Raw genomic sequence first — 23,364 nt, 5'->3', positions numbered from 1 at the left:
ATACTCTCGCATCCCTTCCACCAAATCTTTCTCATCCATATCTCTCTATTTTAAATTCCAACTGAAAACAAACACGCAAAGTTAGACATCTTGACGATTACTAACTCTCAAACAAGCATTTACAATTAAAACATCTTCATATATTTTTTTCACTGTAAAGAGTCATTTATTTCATAGTTATGACTTTTTATTTCATAGTTATGATTTTTCCAAATCATAACTATGAAATTTTCAATACAAAAAAACATATAAAAACGTGGATCTAAATCTATCGTCCGGAAATGCCACAACTACGAATTTCTCACTTCAGACAGGATAGAAATTTCAAATTAAAAGTTAAAGCACAGATTGTCGAAAAAATAAAAATCCTAAAATATGAACGTTTTCAAACTTTTTAGAGGCTCTCTATGTTTATTATGAGATAAAAATAAAAACCTATGCGATTTAAACTAATAGGCCTCATCTGTCTTATAATGCAGTGTAATTTATCTTGCACTCAACACATTATAAACAAAGAAACCGTCCAGACTTTGGATTTACACCGCTATATGGGGAAATGGTTTGAAATAGCACGCTTTGATCATCGCTTTGAGCATAATCTCGTAGGAGCTACCGTGGAATACTCATTTCTCCCGAATGGAGATATAGAAGTTGTTAACAGCGGATATTGGGGTAATTTTTCCGGTTCCTTCAAACGAGCGAGAGGTATAGCCCAAGTAACGGATCCTACGTGTCCTAGTAAATTAAAAGTGTGTTTCTTTATGCGGTTCTACGCCGAGTACAACATTATGGAAATTGACGAGGATAATTACTCATACGCTCTCGTAGGCAGTAATACCTCAGACTATTTATGGCTACTTAGTCGTACGCCTACACTCCCAGAAGAGGCTATTCTCTTTTTATTGACTAAGGCCAAAGAAAGAGGATATAACACATCAATGCTCAAATGGGTCAAACAAAAACATAAAAATCAAAAATAATTTCTTCAAATTTCGCTATAAGCATTGAAAATATTCAACTTATGGCTAATTTTGTTGTTATAATATAAAAAGCGTTGTTTTATGAAAAAAATATTACAAGAGTTTAAGCAGTTCGCCATGCGAGGTAACGTAGTGGACATGGCGGTAGGTATCATTATCGGTGGTGCCTTTGGAAAGATCGTATCTTCTATCGTAGCGGATCTGATCATGCCGGCGGTAGGTTTACTTGTAGGTGGCGTCAATTTCACGGATTTAAAAATCACCTTGAAGCACGCCGTAATGGAGGGAGACAAGGTGATCTCTCCGGCGGTCTCCATTAACTACGGAAATTTCATACAAGTGACACTGGATTTCATAATCATAGCTTTCGCCGTCTTTTTACTTGTCAAAGGTGTTAATGCTTTAAGCAAGAAGAAGGAAGAGGCCCCGAAAGCTCCGGCCGCTCCCCCTGCGGATATCCAATTACTTACCGAGATTAGGGATTTACTGAAAAATAACAAATAAACACCAACCTTATTGGTTGACTTGCTGTTTCATAACTATAAAAAATAATGTTTTAACTCATAAAAAGTAGTAGTTATGAAAAATGTATTATTCGGTTTAGCCGTAGGTGTAGTTGTTGGTTACGTACTTCGCAGGATGGAAGATCAAGGACAGTTTGAATGTCTGGAGAACGAACTCCACGGTCTTACAGATAAGGCAAAGAAAAAAGTAAAGGACGTGGTAGACACGGGTAAAAATCAAGTCGAATACGTCAAAGACAGAGTAGAACATATGGTTGAAAAACCTAAAAGTAATTAATCGACCTCCCTGTTATTAGGGTAAGAAAAAGAAGCTATCACAAAAAAAGTCAATGATAGCTTCTTTTTTTTCATTTTAGATGTAACGTTTTTTCAAATCCATTCGTCTTATAAGAAAAGAGTATAAATTAATTACACTTCATATGAGAACAAGAATGATGGCCTTATTTGCGTTGATCGCTTTTTGCGTGATGCCTATCGAGGCGAAGAAAGTAAAAGGGAATGGGGATATTATCACGAAAGAAATCTCCGTCAGAGACTATTCGGCGATAAAAGTCGGCTCAACCGCCATGGGGTATAGCGACAGTTGGTTCAGCCTATTCAGTCGTGGAGGAAATCCGTCGTACGTTTTCGGGTATACGCAAGGAGAATCAGCGTCCTTACGAATCACGATCGACGAGAATTTATATCCTTATATAAACGTTCAAGTAAAAAATGAAGAACTTTCAATCTCCACAGAGAATGGTACACAATTAAGCCCTACCCGATTTAAAATAGAGGGCACTTCCAAGAAGCTGGAAAAAATCCAGATGTCCGGTTGTATGGATTTTGTCCTGAGAAGCGCTTTATCCGGAGATGATCTGGAAATTATAGCGACAAGGGGTAGCGACGTGAAAATGGAGAAACCGGTCAACGTATCTAATTGCATAATTGAAGCGACCAGCGGTAGCGATATTATCATCAACGATCTTACTACCCGAATAATACGAGGCCGTGCCAGCGGAGGTAGCGATCTCAAGCTTACGGGAAAAGCGGAGAACGGCGAATATTCCGCCTCAGGTGGCTCGGATATCAAGGCTTATGATCTTATCTTAAACCAGTTGGAATGTTCCGCCAGTGGTGGCTCCGATATTTATACGCACGTAACCGATTATATCAAGGCTTCGGCAAGCGGAGGTAGTGATGTACATTACAAAGGTTCGGCAAGATCGGATACATCCACTTCCGGAGGAAGCGATATTATAAAAGAGGGTAATTAACACCCTCTTTTTTCACACTCTTACACATTGAATTTTATAACAAAAGTACTTCCTTTTCCAACCGCACTATCAACAGAAAGCGTTCCTCCATGAGCTTCCACGAAGTCTTTACTGATAGCCAGCCCTAGACCACTTCCTTGTACCTTCGTTCCCGGCACACGGAAATAGCGATCGAATATACTTTGATGATATCGGGGATCAATGCCCTTACCGAAATCTTGCACATAGATCTCCACGCTATGATCTTGCTGGCGGGCACCGATTATGATACGGCCATTCTCCGGGGTATAATGAATTGCGTTCGATAATAGATTCGTCAAGACCCACGCGATTTTCTCGCTATCCACGAAAAGCTTGGAAATCTTCTCCGGGTATTCCACCTCTATATGGCAATTGAAGCGATCAGCTTGCACTTGGTTCGCCTTTATCGCATACTCGATCAATTCGATCGGTTTGGTTATTTTCGGATTCAATTGTAGCTTGCCGGTCTCCACCTGCGTCATTTTCAATAGCTCACTGGTTATTTCCAGTAATCGATTACTACTATCCTTGATACTTTCCGCCAGTGCTTTTTGCTCGTCGTTCATGGCTCCCACACGGGCATCCTCCAACAATTTCAGGCTCATCATGATCGCCGATATCGGAGTTTTCAATTCATGGGAGATCGTCGAGATAAAAGTGGTCTTAGCGGAATCCAACTCCTTAAACTCCGTGATGTTCTTCAATAAGATCACGTCGCCCACATACTCCTCCGCCTCGCCATTCTCCGACACACGGATCGGTATATATTGCACTTGAAAATAACTTTCCTTATTATCCGCGTAAATTTTAAGCGGCTCTTTTTTCTCGCTCGGCTGGATCAGTTCCCGAACTAACCTGCGAAGCAAATCGTTCCGTAAGGATAATTCCGAGGCAGACTTTCCGATCACGTTTTCCCGCTTGAGATTCAAGATCGTCAAAGCCTCGTTATTGGCGAAAAGAATCTTACGATCCCGATCCAAGCCTATGATTGGCTCCGTGATACTATTCACGATAGCCTCTATATATTTCTTTCCTTGAATAATATCCGCCAACGTACTTTTCCGGTATTCCGTAAGCCGTTCCGCCATCCGGTTAAAGGATTTCGCTACCCCCTCGAATTCATCATATTTAGCGAGATCCAATCGTTTCTCGTAATTATGGTTAGCGATCTCCATGATACCGTCCATCAACATACGGATAGGGGTATTTATCGAACGGGGGAAACGTATTAAAAAAGCGAAAGCGACCACCATACAAGAGAGGCCAATCCCCCAAATCCAAAATAAAGCCTTTTGAGACGTAGACTCCGCCACTTGGCTTTTCCTGTAGATAGAAGCCATATTCAAACTCATGACTTGATTTAAGGCGAGACGTACACGACGGATATTCTCCTCATTACGCTCTTTCGCCAATTGCTCGTATTGAGCGACTAGATGTGAGGTGGCCACGTTCTCATCGACCTCCGTGATATTCTTTTTCTGTAGCCCTAGGTTTTTCTCGAAATCGGCTTGAGCCGAAGGATCGCTATCGATTCTTTCCAGCGCATCCAGCATCCGGCGTGAATAGAGTAAAGAATTATAATTATCGGCCAATATGTTCCTTGTGTCGGCAGACATATCGGAGATGTTCTTTACCGATAGACCTCCCAGCAAAACGATCATGGCAAACAGCAGCCCGATTCCGTATCTTAGTTTTGTTTTAATCTTCAGACTCATAGGTGATGTATTTTAAGCGATTATTATTAAGTTTACGTTCAGCAAAGATAAACTATTTAGCAATGTCCGTTTCTCCTTGCATATATTCAAGATGCTTTCGGGTATACATAAATGCAGAATATGAGACTAAAGCCCATACTCCTCAATCTTCCGATAAAGAGTAGTGAGGCCTATACCTAGAAGGCGGGAAGTTTCGGTTTTATTGCCTTTTGTGTATTTGAGCACTTTTTGGATATGCATTTTCTCTACGCCACTCAGGTCAAAACCGTTATAAGATTCCGTACTCGCCGCAGAGGAGGTTTGCATATTCAAAGGGAGAGCATCCAAGGTTAAGGTATCTCCATCGGCAATAATCAGGCTACGCTCAATTGCATTACGCAACTCACGTACGTTACCTTTCCAAGCTCGTTTTTTCAGGGCATCTATATATTCGGGCGAAATTGTTCGGATATTCTTTCCCATCTTGGAGGAAAAAGCGGAAACAAAGGCTTTTATATGGAGAGGGATATCCTCGACCCGTTCACGAAGCGCAGGAAGATGGATCTGGAAAACGGAAAGCCGATAAAATAGATCTTCCCGGAAATGCCCTTGCTCGATCTCTTTCTCTAAATCACGGTTGGTAGCGGCAATAATTCGTACATCCACTTTCGTTGGTTTCGTATCGCCGATCTTGATAAACTCCCCGGTCTCAAGGATACGGAGCAATTTCGCTTGCAAGTCGAAAGCCATTTCTCCGATCTCATCCAAGAAGATCGTACCTCCGGAAGCTTCCTCAAACAAGCCTTTTGTCTCTTTCAAAGCACCGGTAAAAGCCCCCGCTTTATGACCGAACATCTCGCTTTCCAATAAATCCCGACTAAAAGAGGAACAATTGATAGCGACAAAAGACTTCCCTTTCCGGGAACTATGTTGATGGATGGATTGAGCAAAGACCTCTTTTCCCGTACCGGTCTCACCAGTCAACAGAACTGGAACCTCCGTAGCCGAGACTTTCTGAGCCAACGCTATCGCCGCTTGGATAGCGGGTGATTTACCGACAATCGTATCAAACGAATATTGCCTCCCGACGGACGTAGCTTCCTTCTTTTGCTGTTGATAAGCGGCAGAAGCTTTCTCCATCGCTTTGGCTACCAGAGGAATGATCTTATTATTATCATCCCCTTTCGTAATATAATCGAAGGCTCCATTCTTGATTGCCTGTACGCCATCCGGAATATTACCATGCGCGGTAAGTAGGATGATCTCGGATAGAGGGCGAAGTTTCTTTAAGTCCGACACCAAATCCACGCCATTACCATCCGGCAAGAACACATCGCACAATACCACCTCCGGCGAATGTTGCTCCATCTGCCTCAGCCCCGCCTTACAAGTAGCAGCCTGTAAAACCTCGTATCCCTCCAAACCGATAATGCGTGAAAGTAAACCTAAAATCTGCTTCTCGTCGTCAATAATTAAAACTTTGCCCATACACCGGAGTTATTTGTTTGGGCACAAATGTACGCTTTTTACCTTTTTCCAAAAAGCATTAAAGCATACATGTTAACGCCGTCTTATTTAAAATCGTCACCTTTCTCCTTGTAATGCTGATAAATCCCTCATCCACCAATCTCCCGATTTCCTTCGATAAAGCCGGGCGGGTAACACCAAAATACTCTGCTAACTGCTCTTGGGTATGTTCTAGTTCCACGACATTCGAATCCTTTTGCTGATGTTCGAATAAGTAATAAATAAAGCGGTTCCGGATGCCACGAAACGAAAGCACCTTCAAACGAGTCATCGTACATTTATTACAGCTAGTACTGACGCAAAGGAAATTATGCAGGAATAACGGCATAGAATGCATTAAGGTAAATACAGACTCCTTGGTGCCCTTAAGCAATACCACATCCTCGTCGACGGTAAAAGTAGCGGGGAATTGGTTTTTCTCGGAAAAGATATGAGGCGTAGCGAACGTGCGTGGAGCCTGTATCGTCTCCACGCGCACGATGTTACCTGATACATCCAAAACATCCACGTTCAATTTTCCCTCCAATAAAACATGAAGGGCGTTACAAGTCGTCCCTTGATGAATTATGGTTTTTCCTTTTGGATGCTCCTCTACTGTATATTCAAGTTTATCCAAAAACTCTTCCCGCATCTTAAGCGTAAAATTCTTAAAAAGCGGGATTTTAAACATATCGGTTATATCCATCGTATCTTGTTTTGAAAAAAGGTTTACTCCTGCAAATATACCCTTTTCCTTGAGAACTGTTACCATTTCGTCGTGAATATAGTTGGATTAATATTTATTGATAACCAACCCCAATCTTGCCAATGAGACGGATTTCCACCCTTCACGGCCTTCATGGTATTCGTACCCAACATCGTAGAATATCCTGCGGATAATTTCACGTCTTTCATGATTACCCAATCCACTTGGAAATCCAATTCCGAACCTAAACCTTTACTCAATTTATCATTACCTTCGTATACGTCGCCCGTGATGGAGAAATAATGATAGGCTAAAGACAGGTTTACCTTGGAAGAAGGTTTATAAGCTACATTTATCTGATTATCCCATAAACCCGGATTCAATCCGTTGACAAAAGAGGAGGCGTAGAAATAATCCATGGCACCATAAAACTTATGATGGGTTCCATACAGAGGATCAAACGCCTTATATTTCCCGTCGGCCCCATCCGAGCCACTCAGATAATCACTACCTACACCGATCTTCCATTGCGGATCGATTTGATAAGCGGCGTTTACCGCCCATAAGAAAGCGGAAACATCCCGTCCGCTTTTCGTCTTGCCGAATTGATAATAGATAGTACCACCTATCGTCCAGTTACTAGGCGTATAGATCAAGTTCGTTCCTAAGGTTTGCAGGTATTTTGTATCCGAGTTTTGTTTCTCGGCATCACCGCCTTCCATCCCTAAGTTCATAAACAAGAAGGATGCGTTAAAACTCTTGTCGAAGAGATGCTTATACCAAAGGGTTTGCATCGTTTTATAGGGTTGCGCACCCGGAGCGTAATACGTTCCTCCGATCGTTTTCTCATCATTCTGGTTGAACGCAAGAATTAAATGCAGTTGGTTATTCGTGTTCTCATAGCCCAGTTTCAAAGCGTCGTGATAACGACCGGCCACGTTCCAATCCAACGCACCCATGATACGCTCGTCATCGTATACCAACGACTGGCGACCTAACTTAGCGAAGAAACCCGATCCGAAATCCAGTTTCGCCCACGCCTCATTCAAGATAAAACGACCATTCTTATCGATTTGAGGATCCTGCCCCCATACGCCAACATGTTGCGCGGACAAACCGATAGACAAACGATCCCGCTCATACCCCAAAGAAAGGCGGGCACGGTTATTGATAAACCCGGTGGACTCGGCATCTTTAGGCCGGGGGAATAAGACCCCGTTCCGGTACTCGGCTCTCGGACGTATCTGCACTTTCATCGAAAACGTATTCTCTTTCGTATTTTGTGTTTCTTCCGCTTGCGCGAAAAGGGCCACAGAGAGCAAGCCCGCTACTAAAACAACTAGTTTTTTCATATACCTCTGATTTTAATTATTCCATATTATAAGTATGTACACTATATCCTTGCGCAGAGGGTAGATAATTCACGCCAACCCAACACACCTGTAGCAAAAGAAAAGAGAAAACCAAAAGCCCCAACGCCGCTGAATAACGCAAGCGGTGGTGAAGGCGATAATGGATATAAATCAAGTACCCCAACCAAGTGGCAGTCGCCCATGTCTCCTTCGGGTCCCAATTCCAATAATGCCCCCACGCCTCCTTAGCCCATAAAGCGCCGAACAGCATCCCAATCGTGAGAAAGGCCATACCGACATATACCAAGTTATCGCATAAACTCATCATCCCCTCGTCAATCCCCTTCTTCCTCGCACGGATCAGCAGGTAAATGGCGATAAGGGCAGCGGCGCCCAGCATGGCGTAAGAGAACATATAGACTATCACGTGCGGAGCGAACCACGGGCTTTGCAAAGCGGGCATCAAGGTCTTGTTATGTATCTCCGGCTTAAACAGATTGACACAGATAAAGACAAAGGCCAACAATGTACTAAAGGAAAGTATCCATTTATACCGCCAACGGACATAAGTGATCACGCCCGCCACCGGCAAGAAAAAAGAATACCATAGACGAGTCTCTCCCATCGTGCGCAAGGGCGGCCTCTCCAACGAGATCCACATCCCTATGATAAAAGCGGAGAATATAGCCAAGCCAAACACGGTCCAAGCGACAGCCCCCTTGGAAAAAGAAGGACGATAAGCCAACCATGCCCCACCTATCCAGCAAAATAACGCCGGAGCGGCGAAATAAATAAAGTAACTCCAATCCATACTATTCTTTTTTTACAGGAGCGGATAGGAATAATCCGATCGCCCCGGCTATCATCATTAAGATCCCTGTATAAACGATCGGCAACCATGGATCTCTCACCAACTCAAATACACTCATCCGGCTCCATTTACCTTTCGTCTCGTCGTAACTCAATTGGTAGATTTTCCATCCGGCAATAGAGAGTGGCTTATTCACCTCGATACACGCCTCCTTGGTCTGTTTATCTTTCGTATAGACCATTACGTCCGAGGCAAAGCGTCTCGGTTCCCGTTCCGGCATCACCATACTGACCGCATCATCCAGTTGGAGCGATATGTATGGAAAGATATAGCTGCCACAACTCACCCAGCCTTCCTTCTGCCGTCCGGTAAGTTCGTTACGTGCTTTTACGTATAAAGCGGTGGTCGCCCCCTCGGAGTGAAATTCCACGAAGTTTATCGTATCCTGCCCCATCACGCAAGCCGCCATCGGTAGTGAACGGGTAACCTCAACCTTCCAGCCTTGCAGGTTTCCGGCTAAGGGAATTTCCTCCACCAATATGTTCTCGGGTTGCTTTTCAGGAAGCGCTTTTCCGGTCGTATTGTCGATTAGCATTAACTTAGGAGGATATTCATCAATCGTAAACGAACGAAGCTCGATGGCAAGCGGTAGTTCTATCATCTCGTTCTTCTCGTCCGAAGCCCTCCACTCAGGATTCTCCAGCGGAACCGTCATCCGTAAACGGCGTAAATCCCCGTTTCCCAAGATCGCCGCCAGCAGCGTGATAAATAAACCGACATGGTTCAGCATAAACGGAACATCCCTCCAGCGAAACGATACGATACGCTTCAATGTGACAAAGCCCAAGACAAACAAGAAATAGAGAAACAGCAGGATAAAAGGCCACGACATCGTAATCCGCTCGATACCCGGACCCACAAATCCCATAACCAACACAACTGACAAAAGAGCCGATAAAGAGGTAATGCTCGCCGTTAACCCGGAAAACCACTGGACAACCGTGATTTTCCGGCCAACAACAAACCCTATACATAGAACCAACAGAAAAATCAATCCTCCGGCCACATTCACCGGATATTGGAACAACCCTGCCTGAACCGGGCCGGTGATCAGTTGCAAGCCAAATCCCGTAATCAGTAAACCGGCACAGATGACCCAGCCTTCAGCATATCCCCAAGGTTGTTTCCACATAATCAAATGTTCTTCGCTAAACGATTATTTTCTTGCGCCTCTTTCACCCATTGAGGAACGATTGTATTTAGGAATTTTTCCTTGGCGGTACGTTCAGCGGCCATATCCAAACCGATATATTGCTGAGCCTTTTCTTTCGTAGAGAAGTCCGGCATCGGAACATCATCCGTATAACCTAATTTCGCTAACACTTTCGCGGTAGCCAGACGAGCCTGCATCGCCTTATCCAATCCATTGCCTAATATCCTTTGAATCTCTTGCGGAGCGTGGAACGCGCCACCATGAGAAGCCACGCCGAAATCCCAACGCCATTGTGCCTGACGGATCAATTTCAATACATCTTTCATCTGATCCTCGGTAGCTCCCTTATCCCACGCGAACTTCGCCTCTACATGCGCTTTCGCCAACTCGGTCTCCAAACGGTTACGCATCTCGTTCGCCTTATTCTGACGCTCGTACACATTATTGCGTAAAGTCTCCTCGCTCTCACGGTGGCAAACCTGACACGTACGGTCGATCATAGCCAACGGGCTTTGGATATGGTGGTCACTATATTTCACGCCCCCCTCGCTCTTATACGGCATATGGCAATCGGCGCAAGATACACCCCGCTGCGCATGGATACCCATCTGGGAGATCTCATAATCCGGATGCTGTGCCTTTAAAATCGGAGCACGGCTTAGCTTATGCGTATAATCGGCGAAACCGGCCTCATCGTAATAAGCCTCCATATCCTCAACCGTAGAACCTTTATCCCAAGGGAAAGTCAAGTATTTACCATCGCCCTTGAAATAATATTCCACGTGGCATTGCGCGCAAACCAAGGAACGCATCTCTTGTTGAGTCGCTTTCGTGATGTCCTTGCCTTGACGCTGGAAAGCCTCGATCAAAGCCGGGCGACTGATATGCAGGTTCATATTCTCCGGCTCATGGCAATCGGCGCAACCGATCGGATTCACGATCTCTTTACCCAGAGAAGCCCATTTGCCCTTATAGAAATTATCCACGCCCATCGCTTGCATCATACGGGGAACATCCGGGCTTTTGCAAGTCCAGCAAGTAGCCGGTTGCGGCCCCTCGTTCTCTGTCATCGGAGCGCCTACACGCAACGTGTTACGCATATCCTCGATCGCATGCATATGCCCTCTCGGGGTAGAATAATCCTTAGAGAAAGCGTAACCAGCCCAAAGGATCACCATTTCCGGACGAGCCTCCAGAACATCGACCGCCTGATTTCCATTGTATAAACTCTTGAAACTCGTATCCGCCGTAGCCTCCCAAGTCTGGTACTCACGTGGATAATTCGATTCGAACTTATCATTGCGAGCCTCGATTCCTGTGATCTCCGTCTTCTTATTATTCATTACGCTAGTGACCTCCGCATGTCTCTCGTTCACGGAAGCAGCGATCATACCCAAAACAAAAACAACGACCATGGTTCCTCCAAACAGCAACCAACCTTGCCATGATTTTAATTTCTTTTCCATAACTATACTGATTTATTATTATTTACTTAGCATATCTTTTAACCAGTCCGGCGATACGGACTTCGGATAAGGCACCAACGCATTCGGTGTAGAAGACAGGCTGTTCGTACCTCCGTGCGGCACCTCGCGATGGCAATCCCAGCAAGCTTTCCCTTCTCCCGCCATTGCCATCTCATGATCGATCCTTCCGGTATTCACGAATTCCGTATTCAACTGCCTATGGCAACGGATACAGTTATTCATGATTACCTCCGCGCTCTCGTCGATCGCCTGTATCACTTGCGGTTCCCCTCGCATCATGAATACCGAGGCATGGCGCATTCCGTCCATACCTTTGAAGAACCACTTCTTCACGGCGTTCTCGTGCGGCACATGGCAGTCGTTGCAAGTGGCGTTACGGCTGTGCGAGCTATGATTCCATGTAGCATAATAAGGGCCCATAATGTGGCAATTCACGCAAGTAGCCGGGTCGTCGGACAAATAAGTCCACGCCCGGGAAGCATATAAGGTATAAGACCCCAGCCCGCAAAGGACACCTCCGGCTATGATAGCGGCTAGTTTCCAAGTTCTTGTCGGGAACAGCGTTTGTATTATTTCTCTTATTTTCATACCGCTGATTCTTTAATATTGGTTTATGAGACACAAATATCCTAAACTTGCATGTAGGAAATTGTAATAAATATTACATTGCACGAAATTTTATGCGTAAAATGAAAAGATTGTTATTTATCTCGGTCTCCGCACTCCTTTTATGTTCTTCGTGCGTGAGTAAAAAGAAATACCTCCTTGCCGAGAACGGCCGGTTGGAGGCGATCGGACGTGGCGACGCCTTGAAGGAGGAATTGATTAAATGCAAGGACGATAACGATGCGCTCAACAACCGGATCGCCGCCTTGATAAGGGATACGACCACAATGGGGCGTGATATCCGTAATTACCAGACCATGTTGAATACCAATATGGGTGAGCAGGACAAGCTGAATGCCTTGTTACAGCAAAAGATGAGTGAGCTGGACGAGCGTGAGCGTACCATCAACGAGCTACAGGATATGATGAACGCACAGAACGAAAAGGTACAGAATTTGTTGAGTAGCGTGAAAGACGCTTTGCTGGGTTTCAACAGTGATGAGCTGACCGTAACCGAGAAGAATGGTAAAGTATATGTAGCCATGTCGGATAAGCTTCTGTTCCAATCGGGTAGCGCAAAGGTCGATAAACGAGGCAAGGAAGCGTTGGCTAAGTTGGCCGAGGTGTTGAATAAGCAAAACGATATAGACGTTTATATAGAGGGCCATACGGACAGCAAGCCGATCAATACCGCCCAATTCAAGGATAATTGGGATCTAAGCGTGATCCGTGCGACCTCCGTAGTGCGTATCCTTACCAAGGATTACGGGGTGAATCCGCTACAGATACAACCTTGTGGTCGTGGGGAGTTTATGCCGGTCGCTGATAACGAGACCGCCGATGGACGTAGCAAGAACCGCCGTACGGAGATCATCATGGCTCCGAAGTTGGATAAGTTGATGCAGATGTTGCAGTGATAATGATATTGTCAAGCTCCGGGTATTATCTACTGCCGGAGCTTGGCTAAAAACATTCCGTTCACTCTTCTAAATGATAGACAACACATCGATACCTCAATTCCGATGGTTTACAAGGAATCCATACATCCATATCCTCTCCATTTACAGAACGAATGATATGGAGTAGAGCCGTATCATAAATATCCGTCCTTTCTCCGACAGAAACCGATCCACTTTGAGCGCACGACCGGACATGGAACTGAATATCCGCAAGATCATATACCTCAGACCTAAGATAAGGATAAAAACCTATTATTGAGCTCAATGTATCCTCCCAAACCCAAATACTATTTCCATCATCCTGATACGTATATTCCGTCCTTACCACATAGGACTTATAGGTGTAAGAACCCATATAACCAAACTCATCCCCTACGTTATAAGGCAAACGTCCTTCACTAGTAGCCAGCTCATGCGCAAGAGTGAACCCTACAATATCCAAGGTATCACCACTTACGATCTCTATCGTCGGTTCAGAGTGCAAATCATCCTTACCGAGATCCACCACCCGTGAGCAAGCCACATTAAGGCCCATCATAAAAGTCAGATATATAACAATTAAATGTCTCATATCATTCTATATTTTTTAATTGATCAAAGTCTTCTATTCGGAGATAACGCCATTGCAACTCCTCCGGCCGCACAGGAAGCCAGCGATCGATCTTCTCTCCATCCGAATTCTTCTCTACATATATTAAATAAGTACACGCCAGCACTTGCTTCTTATCCTTTTGCACGCCAAACGTACTGATAACGAAGCTATGCGAACTCAAATCCTCCGAGAATCCCGCTTTCTCATCCAAAAAGTGTCCTATACCTATATCATAAATGCTATCTTCCAATAAAACCACCTTTGCCTCATACGAGAAATAGAGATAAGAGGCATTCATATCAAACTCGCGCGCAACAACCTCCGGCAATGTTCCCCATTTCGCGTCATACGCCTCACAAGCCGTGAAGCCCTTCACCAATATGGAATCCATCCCTAAGTCACCCCCCAGATGAATCGTATCCGGCCTTGAGTATAAAGTAACAGGATTAGCGATTTTAACCTCATCATCCCCACAACCAGCCAGAAATAGAGCTATAAATAGCCCACACAAAAACAAACCTTTATTCATATCCACTCTCTTTTATTTTATTTAAAATGAAAACGATATAGATAAGCAGATATTGCTTGAGCGTAACATTTATCCCATGAAACCCAAGCCTTCATACACAAGCCATACTGGTTTATTATCCGGATTCCATAAGTAAAAAACAGCATTCCAAATTTACCGCTTGCATTTGATAGCGAAATACAAGATATACAAGAAAGCGATCAACGGGACGATGAAGCCCAGCGCCATATTCTCCTCGCCAATATATCCCATCAGCATCGGACTGAAAGCGCCGCCGGCAACTCCCATCACGATATAAGAAGAGGCTTTCTTGGTATAAACGCCCATACCTTCCAGCCCCAACGCGAAAATCGTAGGGAACATGATGGACATGAAGAAAAAGGATAAATAAAGAGCGTATAGTGAAAGCGTACCTACGGAAGCCACCACCAAAGCCATACAAACGGCACTCAACAAAGAATACCAAGTCAGCAAGCGGCCCGGAGCCAACCACTTCATCGTAAAACTACCGCTCAAACGCCCGATCATAAACAAAGCCATTCCACCGAATGCCAAAATACGAGACGCTCGCAAATTACTGATACCCGGGTCCATCTCCGTCACGTAATTAATAAAGAACCCGAAGATTCCCGTCTGCGCGGCGCAATAACAGAATTGGGCGACCACGGAACGTACAAACTGCCTACGTTTCCATATGGAGGCAGCGGGTTTCTCCTCGACAATAGCGGTCACCTCCTTCTCTTCTTCCGGCTTAATTTCCGGCAACTTCGTGAAAAAGAAGAGCAACGCTACGAACAAGACGATACCACCTACCAAGATATAAGGTTTAGTCAACGCCATCGAATCTCCCTCCGGTGCCCCGAATATCAACAAACCACCAACCAAAGGCCCCAATATCCAACCTAATCCATTAAAAGACTGGGATAAGTTCAGCCGTTGGGCGGCGGAAGCGGACGGCCCCAATATCGTAGAATAAGGATTCGCCGCCGTCTCCAAGATACAAAGCCCGCAAGCGATCACAAACAAGGCGATAAGGAAAGGCGTAGCCGAATGCAAAAAAGCCGCCGGGATAAACCCGAAAGCTCCGATAGCGAACAATAGCAAACCCATGATAATCCCTTTCCTATATCCGTAACGTTTCATGAACGCTCCCGCCGGCAACGCCATCAAGAAATAAGCGATATACGTAGAGAATTGCACCAAACCGCTCTCTGCCTTGGTCATCGTGAAGACTCCTTGAAAATGCTTGTTCAGCACATCCAAGAGTCCGTGGGCAAATCCCCAAAGCAAGAACAAACTCGTGATCAAGACAAACGGGACCAAATAAGATTTCCCTCCCGGGGCGGCCACCAGCGACTGTTTCTTTTGTTTTTCCATCCTTCCGTCTATTTACTCGCGCCCGGCAATTTAAACATACATTCCATTAACTGCCATTTCTCCGACGAGGAGCTTCCCTGAGCGGCTTTCTGATACTTCGCCACGAAGTCCTCCCATTCCGCTTGCTTATCCATCGTCGCCAAACGGGCGAACGCCACATCCCAATCAAAATCATCCGGCGTCTCCACGATCATGAACAACCGGGTTCCCAAACGGTAAATCTCCATATTCAAGATCCCTACCGCACGGATTCCTTCCGGTATCTCCGGCCAAATATGTTCCGGCGAATGCCAATAGCAATACTCTTTTATCAACTGCTCATCCTCTTTCAGATCCAAGGTCTGACAATATCTTTTCATAACATTGTTTTTAAAATGAAGTCGCGAAGGTACAAAAGTATCCTTAATCCAGATAAACATCTTTGCCCGGATGCTTATAATAGGCATACATCCGTTGGATCTGCTCCGGCAGCACACGCTCCAAGGACAACGGGGGCAACTCCTCCAATCCAAAGAAACCTTTCCCCAAGATATCGAAAGTCTCGGTAAACGATCCGCCCTTTAACTCGCAAAGGATAAAAAACTTATATACATAATAAGGTATAGCGGGATGCGGATGCTTGCTCATATCCATCACGGCCAGCAAGCGGACCGGAAGCACATCCAAGCCCGTCTCCTCTTTCACCTCTTTCGCCGCTACCTCTTTCGGGGAATACCCCACATCGCTCCATCCGCCGGGCAACGACCAACATCCGTCCATTTTCTCACGGACCAGCAAAATCTCGTCTTTCTCGTTAAAGACAACCGCACGGATATCGACTTTCGGGGTTACATACTCTTGGGCCGGGCGGTAACCACTCGCCACATCATCGGGCTTCAATCCGGTAGCCAGAGCCGTTATCTCATCACTTAGGCGGCTCAACTCTTCATAACGTTCCGTATCGTACTCGCTTAATGAATAAACCAACCCCGTCTGAGACAAGGCCCAGATACGCTGGGCCAATAAAATCAATTCCTTACTTCTAGACATACAATTTTACTGTTTTAGATAACATGATCCTATGATATAGTTAATATGATTGGCGGAATCTCTCCGCAAGTCTATCGCCTCCAAAATAATGGCGGATGAATCCATATCGATCCGGAGAAGATCGGGATAGACGGACTCTGGGATAGGAGCCAGCCGCGAAAGCCCGACTTTCCGCAATTGCCCGTCCAAAAAACCATCATAGGATTTTTGATAGACCAAGACATCCTCTTCATCGAAAACCGCGATCGTATCATTCTCCGCCACTAACCGAGCAGCATCGCTCATTTTATAACTCCGTAAGCTCGCCATTGTATTATATCCCCGGATATCAACCGGCTTATCCGAGGAAATATGAATATACTCCACCTCCCAAGACTTCTTTATCGGATCATCTTTTCGAGACATTTGGGAGATATGTTCAATATTTTTGGCCGTCATCCCCGGGATATAAGTTACGCTCGCCAGCAAAAGGATCGCCCAACAGGCTACGTATAAATAAGATGCCCAACGTTTGACGGAAAATAAAACGGCAGCCCCGGTCAATATCAACCCCACGACAACTAAATAAACCCTTGGTTCGGTAAACCCATACTCACGAATCCGATAAAGCGTGCCTATCCAAAACATCACCAACGCCGGAAACACGGCAAGGCTGGCATGATCATAAAACCAATCGTAATACCTCCGGGTAAGAAAAACCTGACATCCTTTTAATATAAACGCGGCGGCAGTAAAACTTACCACTATAGAAGCAACCGTTCCCTTAGGCAATGACCACAGGACAGCGATCTTAATAAAATACAGATACAAGATCACCGCATAAATAAGCAATGCCGGAGAAAGCACATAGTTTAGCAAAACATCAAATAGCTTGCTCTTGGAAGGAAGCCAAGAGCGCTCCCTTCGTTCATTAAACATCAAGAACAATAGTGGGAAAATGATGCTAAAAACGACAAAGGCCGTATAAGCGATTATTCTTTCTGCCTCATCTTGCCAGATCTCGAAAATATATTGGATTGACTTATAGATCGATCCGGACAACAGATAAATAACCACCGAAAGCCCGCCCGCATATAAAAGCGACCGGACAAAGAAAAGCGTATTTTCCACAAAGCGCTTGTTATCTTTCATCCATCCACTTCCCAAATAAACGAGTATCACAATGATCAACGAAACCAGATGCGTAGAAGAGAAAGATCGCTCTACCGGCATCATTAAAAAAGGAATCCATAACAACGCCGAGAAATAATACAACAAACGTCTCCTCATCCTCGCGCAACACCTGTTCAAGGTATAAACAAACAAGAAAACAACTGGCATATACTGTAGTACCATGTCGAAAAAACTACCCTCGCTTTCATAATCATAACATCCCATCGCACAGGCCAAAACCGAAAGCGACACCTCTACCGGATGGCTCTGTACCGCAGCTTTCATTCGCAGTCCAAACAGCTCTATCTTTTTTCTCATATACGAACCGATTTACTATTAAAAACGTCTAAAGATAAAAGTTATTATCCAGTCCGTCATTCTATCGTGCCAAAATAACGTATATTATGCCAATATTACAGATTCCCGTTTCATTGTATCTTATTCCAGTTTCTAAAAGATATTATTCCCTGCACCCGCATCCCCCGAAACATAAGTTCCCCATGCGTGGGTTAAACCTTATTCAATCTCTTTCATCCGAGTTAACACACACATTATCTGATTGGCATACCATTTGAAGTATCTATAGCGAATTCGAGATTAAAAAGGACGAGTTCAGAAATAAGAATAGTAAATAGAATGTTTAACTAATAATTGGAGGACTGTATTATGACACCGATGAGAAGAAGTCAAAATTGGTTACCGTATGTATTCAATGATTTATTTGACAACGACTGGATGATAAAAGCAAACTCTACAGCTCCAGCCATCAACGTGATAGAATCCAATAAGGATTATCGAGTTGAGGTAGCCGCTCCCGGTATGACGAAGAACGATTTCAACATCAAGATCGATGAGAACAACAACTTGGTCGTATCTATGGAGAAAAAAGAAGAAAAGAATGAGGATAAGAAAGACGGACGCTATCTGAGACGCGAATTCTCTTATAGCAAGTTCCAACAAACCATGGTTTTGCCTGACAATGTAGAGAAAGACAAGATTGAGGCGAAGGTTGAGAACGGCGTCTTGAGTATCAGCATACCGAAAAGAACTGAGGAAGAGGCTAAAATGGCCGAGAAAATAATCGAGATCAAATAACCTCGATACACTTTCCTTCGTAAAAACTCAACAAAACCGATAATGGCTTGTTCTATTTATAAACAACATAAAATAGAATAAGCCATTATGATTTTAAGCAGAAAATTATCAGATGCTCTAAACGAGCAAATCAACATGGAGATGTGGTCATCCAACCTATATTTATCCATGTCGGTACATTTCACTCAGATAGGGCTGGATGGTTTTGCGCATTGGACGTTAAAACAATCGCAAGAGGAACTTGAACATGCCTATAAAATGATCGATTACTCCATCAAGCGTGGCGGACAAGTGACGATCGGAGTAATTAATTCCGTTCCCACAGCATGGGGAGAGCCGTTGGAGATTTTCCAGCATATCTACGAGCATGAGGTGCATGTATCCGGATCAATCGACAAGATTGTCGATATCGCTTCCGAAGAGAAAGACAAGGCGACACAAGATTTCCTATGGGGTTTCGTCCGGGAACAGGTAGAGGAAGAGGCTACAGCGAAAAATATTGTCGAGAAACTTAAATTATACGGAGAACATCATGCCGTATTAATGGATCATCGATTAGGAAAAAGATAAACGAATACCTGCTTGTCATGCCTATAAATGGGCCTAAAAAGCCATGTCGTCTTCTTGGGATGACATGGCTTTTTTATAGAGGTCAAAGCCCTAAAGCCTGACGAATCGCCTCACTCCACAATTCGCCTAACCGGACTGCTCCTTTCTCATTCGGATGAAGATAGAACACTCTGGCGTTACCCTTCTCCGCTTGGAAATCTGTCAAATGGTTTTCCTTAAAGTAATCAAATCCCTTCGTATCTCCCAGAAAGACTTGTCCGGGAAAATGAGACGCATAATAATCGACTAATCGTTGTATTTGCGGATAATAATCTTGGAGCCTTCGTAAGCCTTCTTCCAAATATTTAGCCCCATTATACGTATTCGGGCTATACCATAAAGGACGATGCACCACAATACGGCAATTCGGGTATAAAGCTAATAAGCGATTGATAATTGTCTTCATATTCTCATAATACCGCTCGGGCGCTACCGGGCAGCCGTTCGTGCCTTCTATTGCGCTATCGTTCGTCCCCAGCATAATAGAGAATACCAAATCCGCCCAAGTCTCATCCTTAAATTTATCGGCAGCACGTACGGCCCACGGGAAAAGCGTATTCGTATCCGGCAAATAATCAACGGTAGTGCATCCGCTCTGTCCTCTATTGGAATACTTGACTGAAGCCACTTCCGGGCACTTGCTTAAAAACAACGCAGCCTTTACAGGAGGCGCATCATGGACAGGCTTCGGTAACCCGGCGCCAAACGTGATACTATTCCCGATAAATACGATATTCACATAACGTTTATTGTTTGCGGCTGAAGCAGACCAACACATAACGATACTTATTAAAATACATATGACTCCCTTAATTTGTCTCATGGCTCCCATTCAATTGATTCTCCTGCGAAGGTAAGAATAATTTGATTATCTCAGGATGTTTTTCAAGCCAAGCACGGGCTGATCGCGATTCCGTACGTGTCCCGTCTTCCATATAATACATCAATTCGCTCAGTTGTTCATCGGTTAACTTAAAGTTCTTGAAAAAAGAGGCTGCATATGGATCTTTCTCAGAGAATCCTTTCGTAGCGATAACCTCGATATGCTCCGAGTCTCCAAATTCCTCTTTCGGGTCTTCCAAGAATTTTAACGGATAACGTGAGAACATCCAATGAGGGGTCCATCCGGTAACCACGATCCATTCGTTCGCATCAATCGATTTCTTCAAGAAAGCGACCATCGTAGCCCCACTGGAAGATTTCAAATCAAAATCCAAAGAATAATCTTGAACCGCCTTATCCGCCGAGTTCATCAAACCGGCGCCGGCATCGATCCCTATAATCTCACCTTTAAACTGATCTTTATGGGCATTCAAATCCTCGATGGAACGAATGGTAACGTACTCCGGAACTACCAAGCCCAATTTCGCATGCTCATAAACCGTTCCGAGTGTCTCAAGCCGGTCACCGTATTGTTCCATATAATCCGCATGGGTCACCGGTAACCATGCATCCATGAACACATCCGCTTTTCCCGAAGCGACAGAAGTAAAGATCGGGGCGATATCCGCATTTTTTAATGTTACCCGATATCCTTGATCCTCTAATATCACTTTGGCTAAGTTGGTCATAGCGATGCCCTCCGCCCAATTAGCGTACGCTATCGATATTTTCTTTCGATCCTTGCTATCCACACAACTGAAAATAAATTGTAAGGTCACTAAAAGCATACAGCATCCAATAATAATCGTAAATCGTCTCATATATCTATTTCTTTCTTTTCTATGTTTCTTATTTCTTTTGTTTATTCACTTTACCTTTCGCCCAGCCCTGCGTAATACGGTCCAAGATAATAGCCAAGATAACGACCGCTATACCTCCTTCGAAACCTAAACCTATTTTCATTTGCGTAATTCCTCGCAAGACAATCTCACCCAATCCTCCTGCCGAGATCATGGCCGCTATCACTACCATAGAAAGTGAAAGCATGATCGTTTGATTCACTCCCGTCATGATCGTAGGCAAAGCCAATGGCAATTGCACCTTATAAAGCAACTGAGAGGAAGTAGCGCCAAATGAGCGGGTAGCCTCCACAATATCGGCCGGGACTTGACGGATTCCCAGATCGGTCAGCCGTACAACCGGAGGCATGGCGAAAATCACCGTTGCGAAAGCGCCGGGTACCGGTCCCAAACCAAAAAACAAAACGGCTGGTATCAAGTAGACGAAAGCCGGCATCGTTTGCATCAAATCCAAGACCGGATGGATGATCTTATCCGCCCGATCACTGCGTGCGGTCCAAATTCCTAACGGAACTCCGATCATCAAGGCGATGATGGTAGAAGACAGTACCAAGGCCAAAGTCTGCATCGTTTCCACCCAGAAACCCATTCCGTAAATTAACAATAGACCCAATGCCGTGAACACGCCGACTCCTTTTCCTGCCTTGAACCAAGCCAACAATGCCAAGCCCAAAATCATCACATAAAACGGAATCCAAGTCAGCCCATCTTGAAAAGCATCGATAAATCCTCCGACCCCATCATTTATCACATCAAAAAAACGAGCGAAATGCTCAGTCAGCCAATTAATGGCAATCTCTATATATTTTCCTATATTTATCATAATTCTATCGCATTTTGAACAATTTGATCTATTTCCTCTTTATCCTTCCCCGTCATCTCGATTATAATCGATGAAGTAGAAACCAAGCCAGCCAATTGGTTGGCCTCATTAACGACCGGTAAGGCCTGCCGGATCTCCGGTAACAAAGGAAGCATATCCTCAACCGTCGTGTTTTCCAGAACCGAAGGCACCTCTTTCATCACAATCGATGAGAGATCATGATTCCCTGCTTTCCGAAGAGCCAAGACATCTTTCAAACGAACCTCGCCCAGAAATTGCCTATTCCCATCCACGACCGGCAATACATATAAGTTTTTCTCTTTCATTTTCCTCAACACGGTCTCCGGGCCATCTTTACGGATACGAGCGACAACCGGCTGGGTTATCATAATCGATGAGGCCGTAACGATACGTCCACGATCTACATTTTCCGTAAATCTAGAGACATAATGATTGGCCGGATCTGTCAAGATCTCCTCAGGGGTACCTACTTGCACGACCTCCCCGTCTTTCATAATGGCGATACGATCCCCCAACTTAATCGCCTCGTCAAGATCATGCGTAATAAAGATGATCGTTTTTTGCATCTTCTCTTGTAGTTTCAATAGCTCATCCTGCATCTGTACACGGATCAATGGGTCTAAGGCAGAAAAAGCCTCATCCATCAAGAGCACCTCGGGATCATTTGCGATCGCACGGGCCAATCCGACACGTTGCTGCATACCTCCAGACAACTCGCTAACCTTCTGGTTCTCGTATCCTTTTAACCCTACTAGGGCTACACTTTCCACAGCTTTCTGGTCTCTTTCTTTTTTAGGAACCCCTTGTAACTCCAAGCCAAAAGCGATATTACTCAATACCGTGCGATGGGGCAGCAATCCAAAATGCTGGAAAACCATAGCCATTTCCTTACGCCGTATATCCAATAATTCTTTATCCGAGGAAGTCGTTATGTTTTTTCCGTTGATAAAGACTTCTCCCAAAGAGGGCTCGTTCAATCGGTTAATACAACGTAACAGCGTAGATTTTCCACTTCCGGAAAGTCCCATTATCACAAATAACTCCCCTTCCTCAATCTTTAGGTTCGCATTACGTACAGCTACCGTGCAACCCGTTTCTTTCAAAATGTTTTGTTTACTTTTTCCCGCTACTAGCATTCTTTTCGCACGCATTTTCTCCGGGCCGAAAAGAATAGATAAATTCTTTATTTCTATTTTCGTCATATAAAATCTTTGATTACTGGTATGATACAAAAAGATTAGGCCATAAGTCCAGAATTTCTTATGGCAAAACATAAACCA

25 protein-coding genes are annotated in these 23,364 nt (G+C 44.4%); 7 read left to right on the top strand and 18 right to left on the bottom strand.

Going from position 1 to position 23,364, the window contains the following annotated elements; translation table 11 throughout:
- Positions 1-437: 437 nt before the first annotated feature.
- From D7V92_RS14020 to D7V92_RS14005, 4 genes are all read left to right on the top strand, one after another.
- Positions 438-980 carry a lipocalin family protein gene (locus D7V92_RS14020; protein ID WP_121773122.1) on the top strand — a complete coding sequence of 181 codons (543 nt, stop codon included), beginning with the start codon at positions 438-440 and terminating at the stop codon, positions 978-980.
- Positions 981-1,061: 81 nt separating this feature from the next.
- The gene (mscL, locus tag D7V92_RS14015; RefSeq protein WP_005865683.1) at positions 1,062-1,484 is read left to right on the top strand and encodes a large-conductance mechanosensitive channel protein MscL; all 423 of its coding nucleotides are present in this window, start codon (positions 1,062-1,064) and stop codon (positions 1,482-1,484) included.
- A gap of 75 nt (positions 1,485-1,559) precedes the next feature.
- Positions 1,560-1,781 (top strand): hypothetical protein, encoded by a 222-nt coding sequence (locus D7V92_RS14010; protein ID WP_005855327.1) that lies wholly within the window; start codon positions 1,560-1,562, stop codon positions 1,779-1,781.
- A 142-nt stretch (positions 1,782-1,923) separates the two neighbouring features.
- A complete protein-coding gene (locus D7V92_RS14005; RefSeq protein ID WP_009276823.1) occupies positions 1,924-2,760 on the top strand; it encodes a head GIN domain-containing protein in 837 nt (278 codons plus the stop codon).
- A gap of 20 nt (positions 2,761-2,780) precedes the next feature.
- On the opposite strand, the gene D7V92_RS14000 is transcribed toward D7V92_RS14005, so the two are convergent.
- The 8 genes from D7V92_RS14000 to nrfH all read right to left on the bottom strand — a co-directional run bounded on the left by D7V92_RS14000 (position 2,781) and on the right by nrfH (position 12,138).
- On the bottom strand, positions 2,781-4,496 hold the full coding sequence (locus tag D7V92_RS14000; protein WP_036611858.1) for an ATP-binding protein: 1,716 nt from the start codon (positions 4,494-4,496) through the stop codon (positions 2,781-2,783).
- Between the two features lie 126 nt (positions 4,497-4,622).
- Positions 4,623-5,963 carry a sigma-54 dependent transcriptional regulator gene (locus tag D7V92_RS13995; RefSeq protein WP_121773121.1) on the bottom strand — a complete coding sequence of 447 codons (1,341 nt, stop codon included), beginning with the start codon at positions 5,961-5,963 and terminating at the stop codon, positions 4,623-4,625.
- Between the two features lie 58 nt (positions 5,964-6,021).
- The gene (locus tag D7V92_RS13990; RefSeq protein ID WP_034532394.1) at positions 6,022-6,687 is read right to left on the bottom strand and encodes a Crp/Fnr family transcriptional regulator; all 666 of its coding nucleotides are present in this window, start codon (positions 6,685-6,687) and stop codon (positions 6,022-6,024) included.
- Between the two features lie 59 nt (positions 6,688-6,746).
- The gene (locus tag D7V92_RS13985) at positions 6,747-8,039 is read right to left on the bottom strand and encodes an alginate export family protein (protein WP_008774422.1); all 1,293 of its coding nucleotides are present in this window, start codon (positions 8,037-8,039) and stop codon (positions 6,747-6,749) included.
- 16 nt (positions 8,040-8,055) lie between these two features.
- Entirely contained in the window at positions 8,056-8,850 is a 795-nt protein-coding gene (gene ccsA, locus D7V92_RS13980; protein ID WP_121773120.1) for a cytochrome c biogenesis protein CcsA, read from the bottom strand.
- 1 nt (position 8,851) lies between these two features.
- The gene (locus D7V92_RS13975; protein ID WP_121773119.1) at positions 8,852-10,042 is read right to left on the bottom strand and encodes a cytochrome c biogenesis protein ResB; all 1,191 of its coding nucleotides are present in this window, start codon (positions 10,040-10,042) and stop codon (positions 8,852-8,854) included.
- Between the two features lie 2 nt (positions 10,043-10,044).
- Positions 10,045-11,529 carry an ammonia-forming cytochrome c nitrite reductase gene (gene nrfA / locus D7V92_RS13970; RefSeq protein ID WP_005865667.1) on the bottom strand — a complete coding sequence of 495 codons (1,485 nt, stop codon included), beginning with the start codon at positions 11,527-11,529 and terminating at the stop codon, positions 10,045-10,047.
- An 18-nt stretch (positions 11,530-11,547) separates the two neighbouring features.
- Positions 11,548-12,138 carry a cytochrome c nitrite reductase small subunit gene (nrfH, locus tag D7V92_RS13965; protein WP_121773118.1) on the bottom strand — a complete coding sequence of 197 codons (591 nt, stop codon included), beginning with the start codon at positions 12,136-12,138 and terminating at the stop codon, positions 11,548-11,550.
- 101 nt (positions 12,139-12,239) lie between these two features.
- Here nrfH and D7V92_RS13960 point away from each other — a divergent pair, with 101 nt between their 5' ends.
- On the top strand, positions 12,240-13,073 hold the full coding sequence (locus D7V92_RS13960; RefSeq protein ID WP_008774426.1) for an OmpA family protein: 834 nt from the start codon (positions 12,240-12,242) through the stop codon (positions 13,071-13,073).
- A 61-nt stretch (positions 13,074-13,134) separates the two neighbouring features.
- Here the strand turns inward: D7V92_RS13960 and D7V92_RS13955 are convergent, their stop codons facing one another.
- The 6 genes from D7V92_RS13955 to D7V92_RS13930 all read right to left on the bottom strand — a co-directional run bounded on the left by D7V92_RS13955 (position 13,135) and on the right by D7V92_RS13930 (position 18,112).
- The gene (locus tag D7V92_RS13955) at positions 13,135-13,686 is read right to left on the bottom strand and encodes an MshD (protein ID WP_121773117.1); all 552 of its coding nucleotides are present in this window, start codon (positions 13,684-13,686) and stop codon (positions 13,135-13,137) included.
- Position 13,687: 1 nt separating this feature from the next.
- Entirely contained in the window at positions 13,688-14,236 is a 549-nt protein-coding gene (locus D7V92_RS13950) for a hypothetical protein (protein ID WP_121773116.1), read from the bottom strand.
- A gap of 153 nt (positions 14,237-14,389) precedes the next feature.
- Positions 14,390-15,613: a sugar MFS transporter gene (locus D7V92_RS13945; RefSeq protein WP_121773115.1), complete on the bottom strand. Its 1,224-nt coding sequence runs from the start codon at positions 15,611-15,613 to the stop codon at positions 14,390-14,392.
- Between the two features lie 8 nt (positions 15,614-15,621).
- Positions 15,622-15,972, bottom strand: a complete 351-nt coding sequence (locus D7V92_RS13940) for an L-rhamnose mutarotase (protein WP_121773114.1) — start codon at positions 15,970-15,972, stop codon at positions 15,622-15,624.
- A gap of 43 nt (positions 15,973-16,015) precedes the next feature.
- On the bottom strand, positions 16,016-16,642 hold the full coding sequence (locus D7V92_RS13935; protein ID WP_121773113.1) for an NUDIX hydrolase N-terminal domain-containing protein: 627 nt from the start codon (positions 16,640-16,642) through the stop codon (positions 16,016-16,018).
- Positions 16,643-16,648: 6 nt separating this feature from the next.
- The gene (locus D7V92_RS13930; protein WP_121773112.1) at positions 16,649-18,112 is read right to left on the bottom strand and encodes a DUF4153 domain-containing protein; all 1,464 of its coding nucleotides are present in this window, start codon (positions 18,110-18,112) and stop codon (positions 16,649-16,651) included.
- A 348-nt stretch (positions 18,113-18,460) separates the two neighbouring features.
- Here D7V92_RS13930 and D7V92_RS13925 point away from each other — a divergent pair, with 348 nt between their 5' ends.
- Together D7V92_RS13925 and D7V92_RS13920 are read left to right on the top strand one after the other, a co-directional pair.
- Positions 18,461-18,889 carry an Hsp20/alpha crystallin family protein gene (locus D7V92_RS13925; protein WP_121773111.1) on the top strand — a complete coding sequence of 143 codons (429 nt, stop codon included), beginning with the start codon at positions 18,461-18,463 and terminating at the stop codon, positions 18,887-18,889.
- A gap of 87 nt (positions 18,890-18,976) precedes the next feature.
- Positions 18,977-19,459, top strand: a complete 483-nt coding sequence (locus D7V92_RS13920) for a ferritin (protein WP_044547063.1) — start codon at positions 18,977-18,979, stop codon at positions 19,457-19,459.
- A gap of 82 nt (positions 19,460-19,541) precedes the next feature.
- Here D7V92_RS13920 and D7V92_RS13915 read toward each other — a convergent pair whose 3' ends face one another.
- The 4 genes from D7V92_RS13915 to D7V92_RS13900 are packed head-to-tail and all read right to left on the bottom strand — an operon-like array spanning position 19,542 to position 23,286.
- Positions 19,542-20,321 (bottom strand): GDSL-type esterase/lipase family protein, encoded by a 780-nt coding sequence (locus D7V92_RS13915; RefSeq protein ID WP_121773110.1) that lies wholly within the window; start codon positions 20,319-20,321, stop codon positions 19,542-19,544.
- Positions 20,308-21,201: a glycine betaine ABC transporter substrate-binding protein gene (locus D7V92_RS13910; protein ID WP_005855279.1), complete on the bottom strand. Its 894-nt coding sequence runs from the start codon at positions 21,199-21,201 to the stop codon at positions 20,308-20,310. The genes D7V92_RS13915 and D7V92_RS13910 overlap by 14 nt, the downstream gene beginning before the upstream one ends.
- Positions 21,202-21,229: 28 nt before the next feature.
- Positions 21,230-22,063, bottom strand: coding sequence for a proline/glycine betaine ABC transporter permease (locus D7V92_RS13905; RefSeq protein ID WP_005865644.1), 834 nt, complete (start codon positions 22,061-22,063; stop codon positions 21,230-21,232).
- The gene (locus D7V92_RS13900; RefSeq protein ID WP_008781005.1) at positions 22,060-23,286 is read right to left on the bottom strand and encodes a glycine betaine/L-proline ABC transporter ATP-binding protein; all 1,227 of its coding nucleotides are present in this window, start codon (positions 23,284-23,286) and stop codon (positions 22,060-22,062) included. The genes D7V92_RS13905 and D7V92_RS13900 overlap by 4 nt, the downstream gene beginning before the upstream one ends.
- Positions 23,287-23,364 lie beyond the last annotated feature (78 nt).

Origin of the sequence: Parabacteroides sp. CH2-D42-20 (genome assembly GCF_003670185.1) — a bacterium.
In the GTDB taxonomy this organism is placed as follows: domain Bacteria; phylum Bacteroidota; class Bacteroidia; order Bacteroidales; family Tannerellaceae; genus Parabacteroides; species Parabacteroides distasonis.
This window is presented reverse-complemented; position numbering and strand designations above follow the sequence as displayed.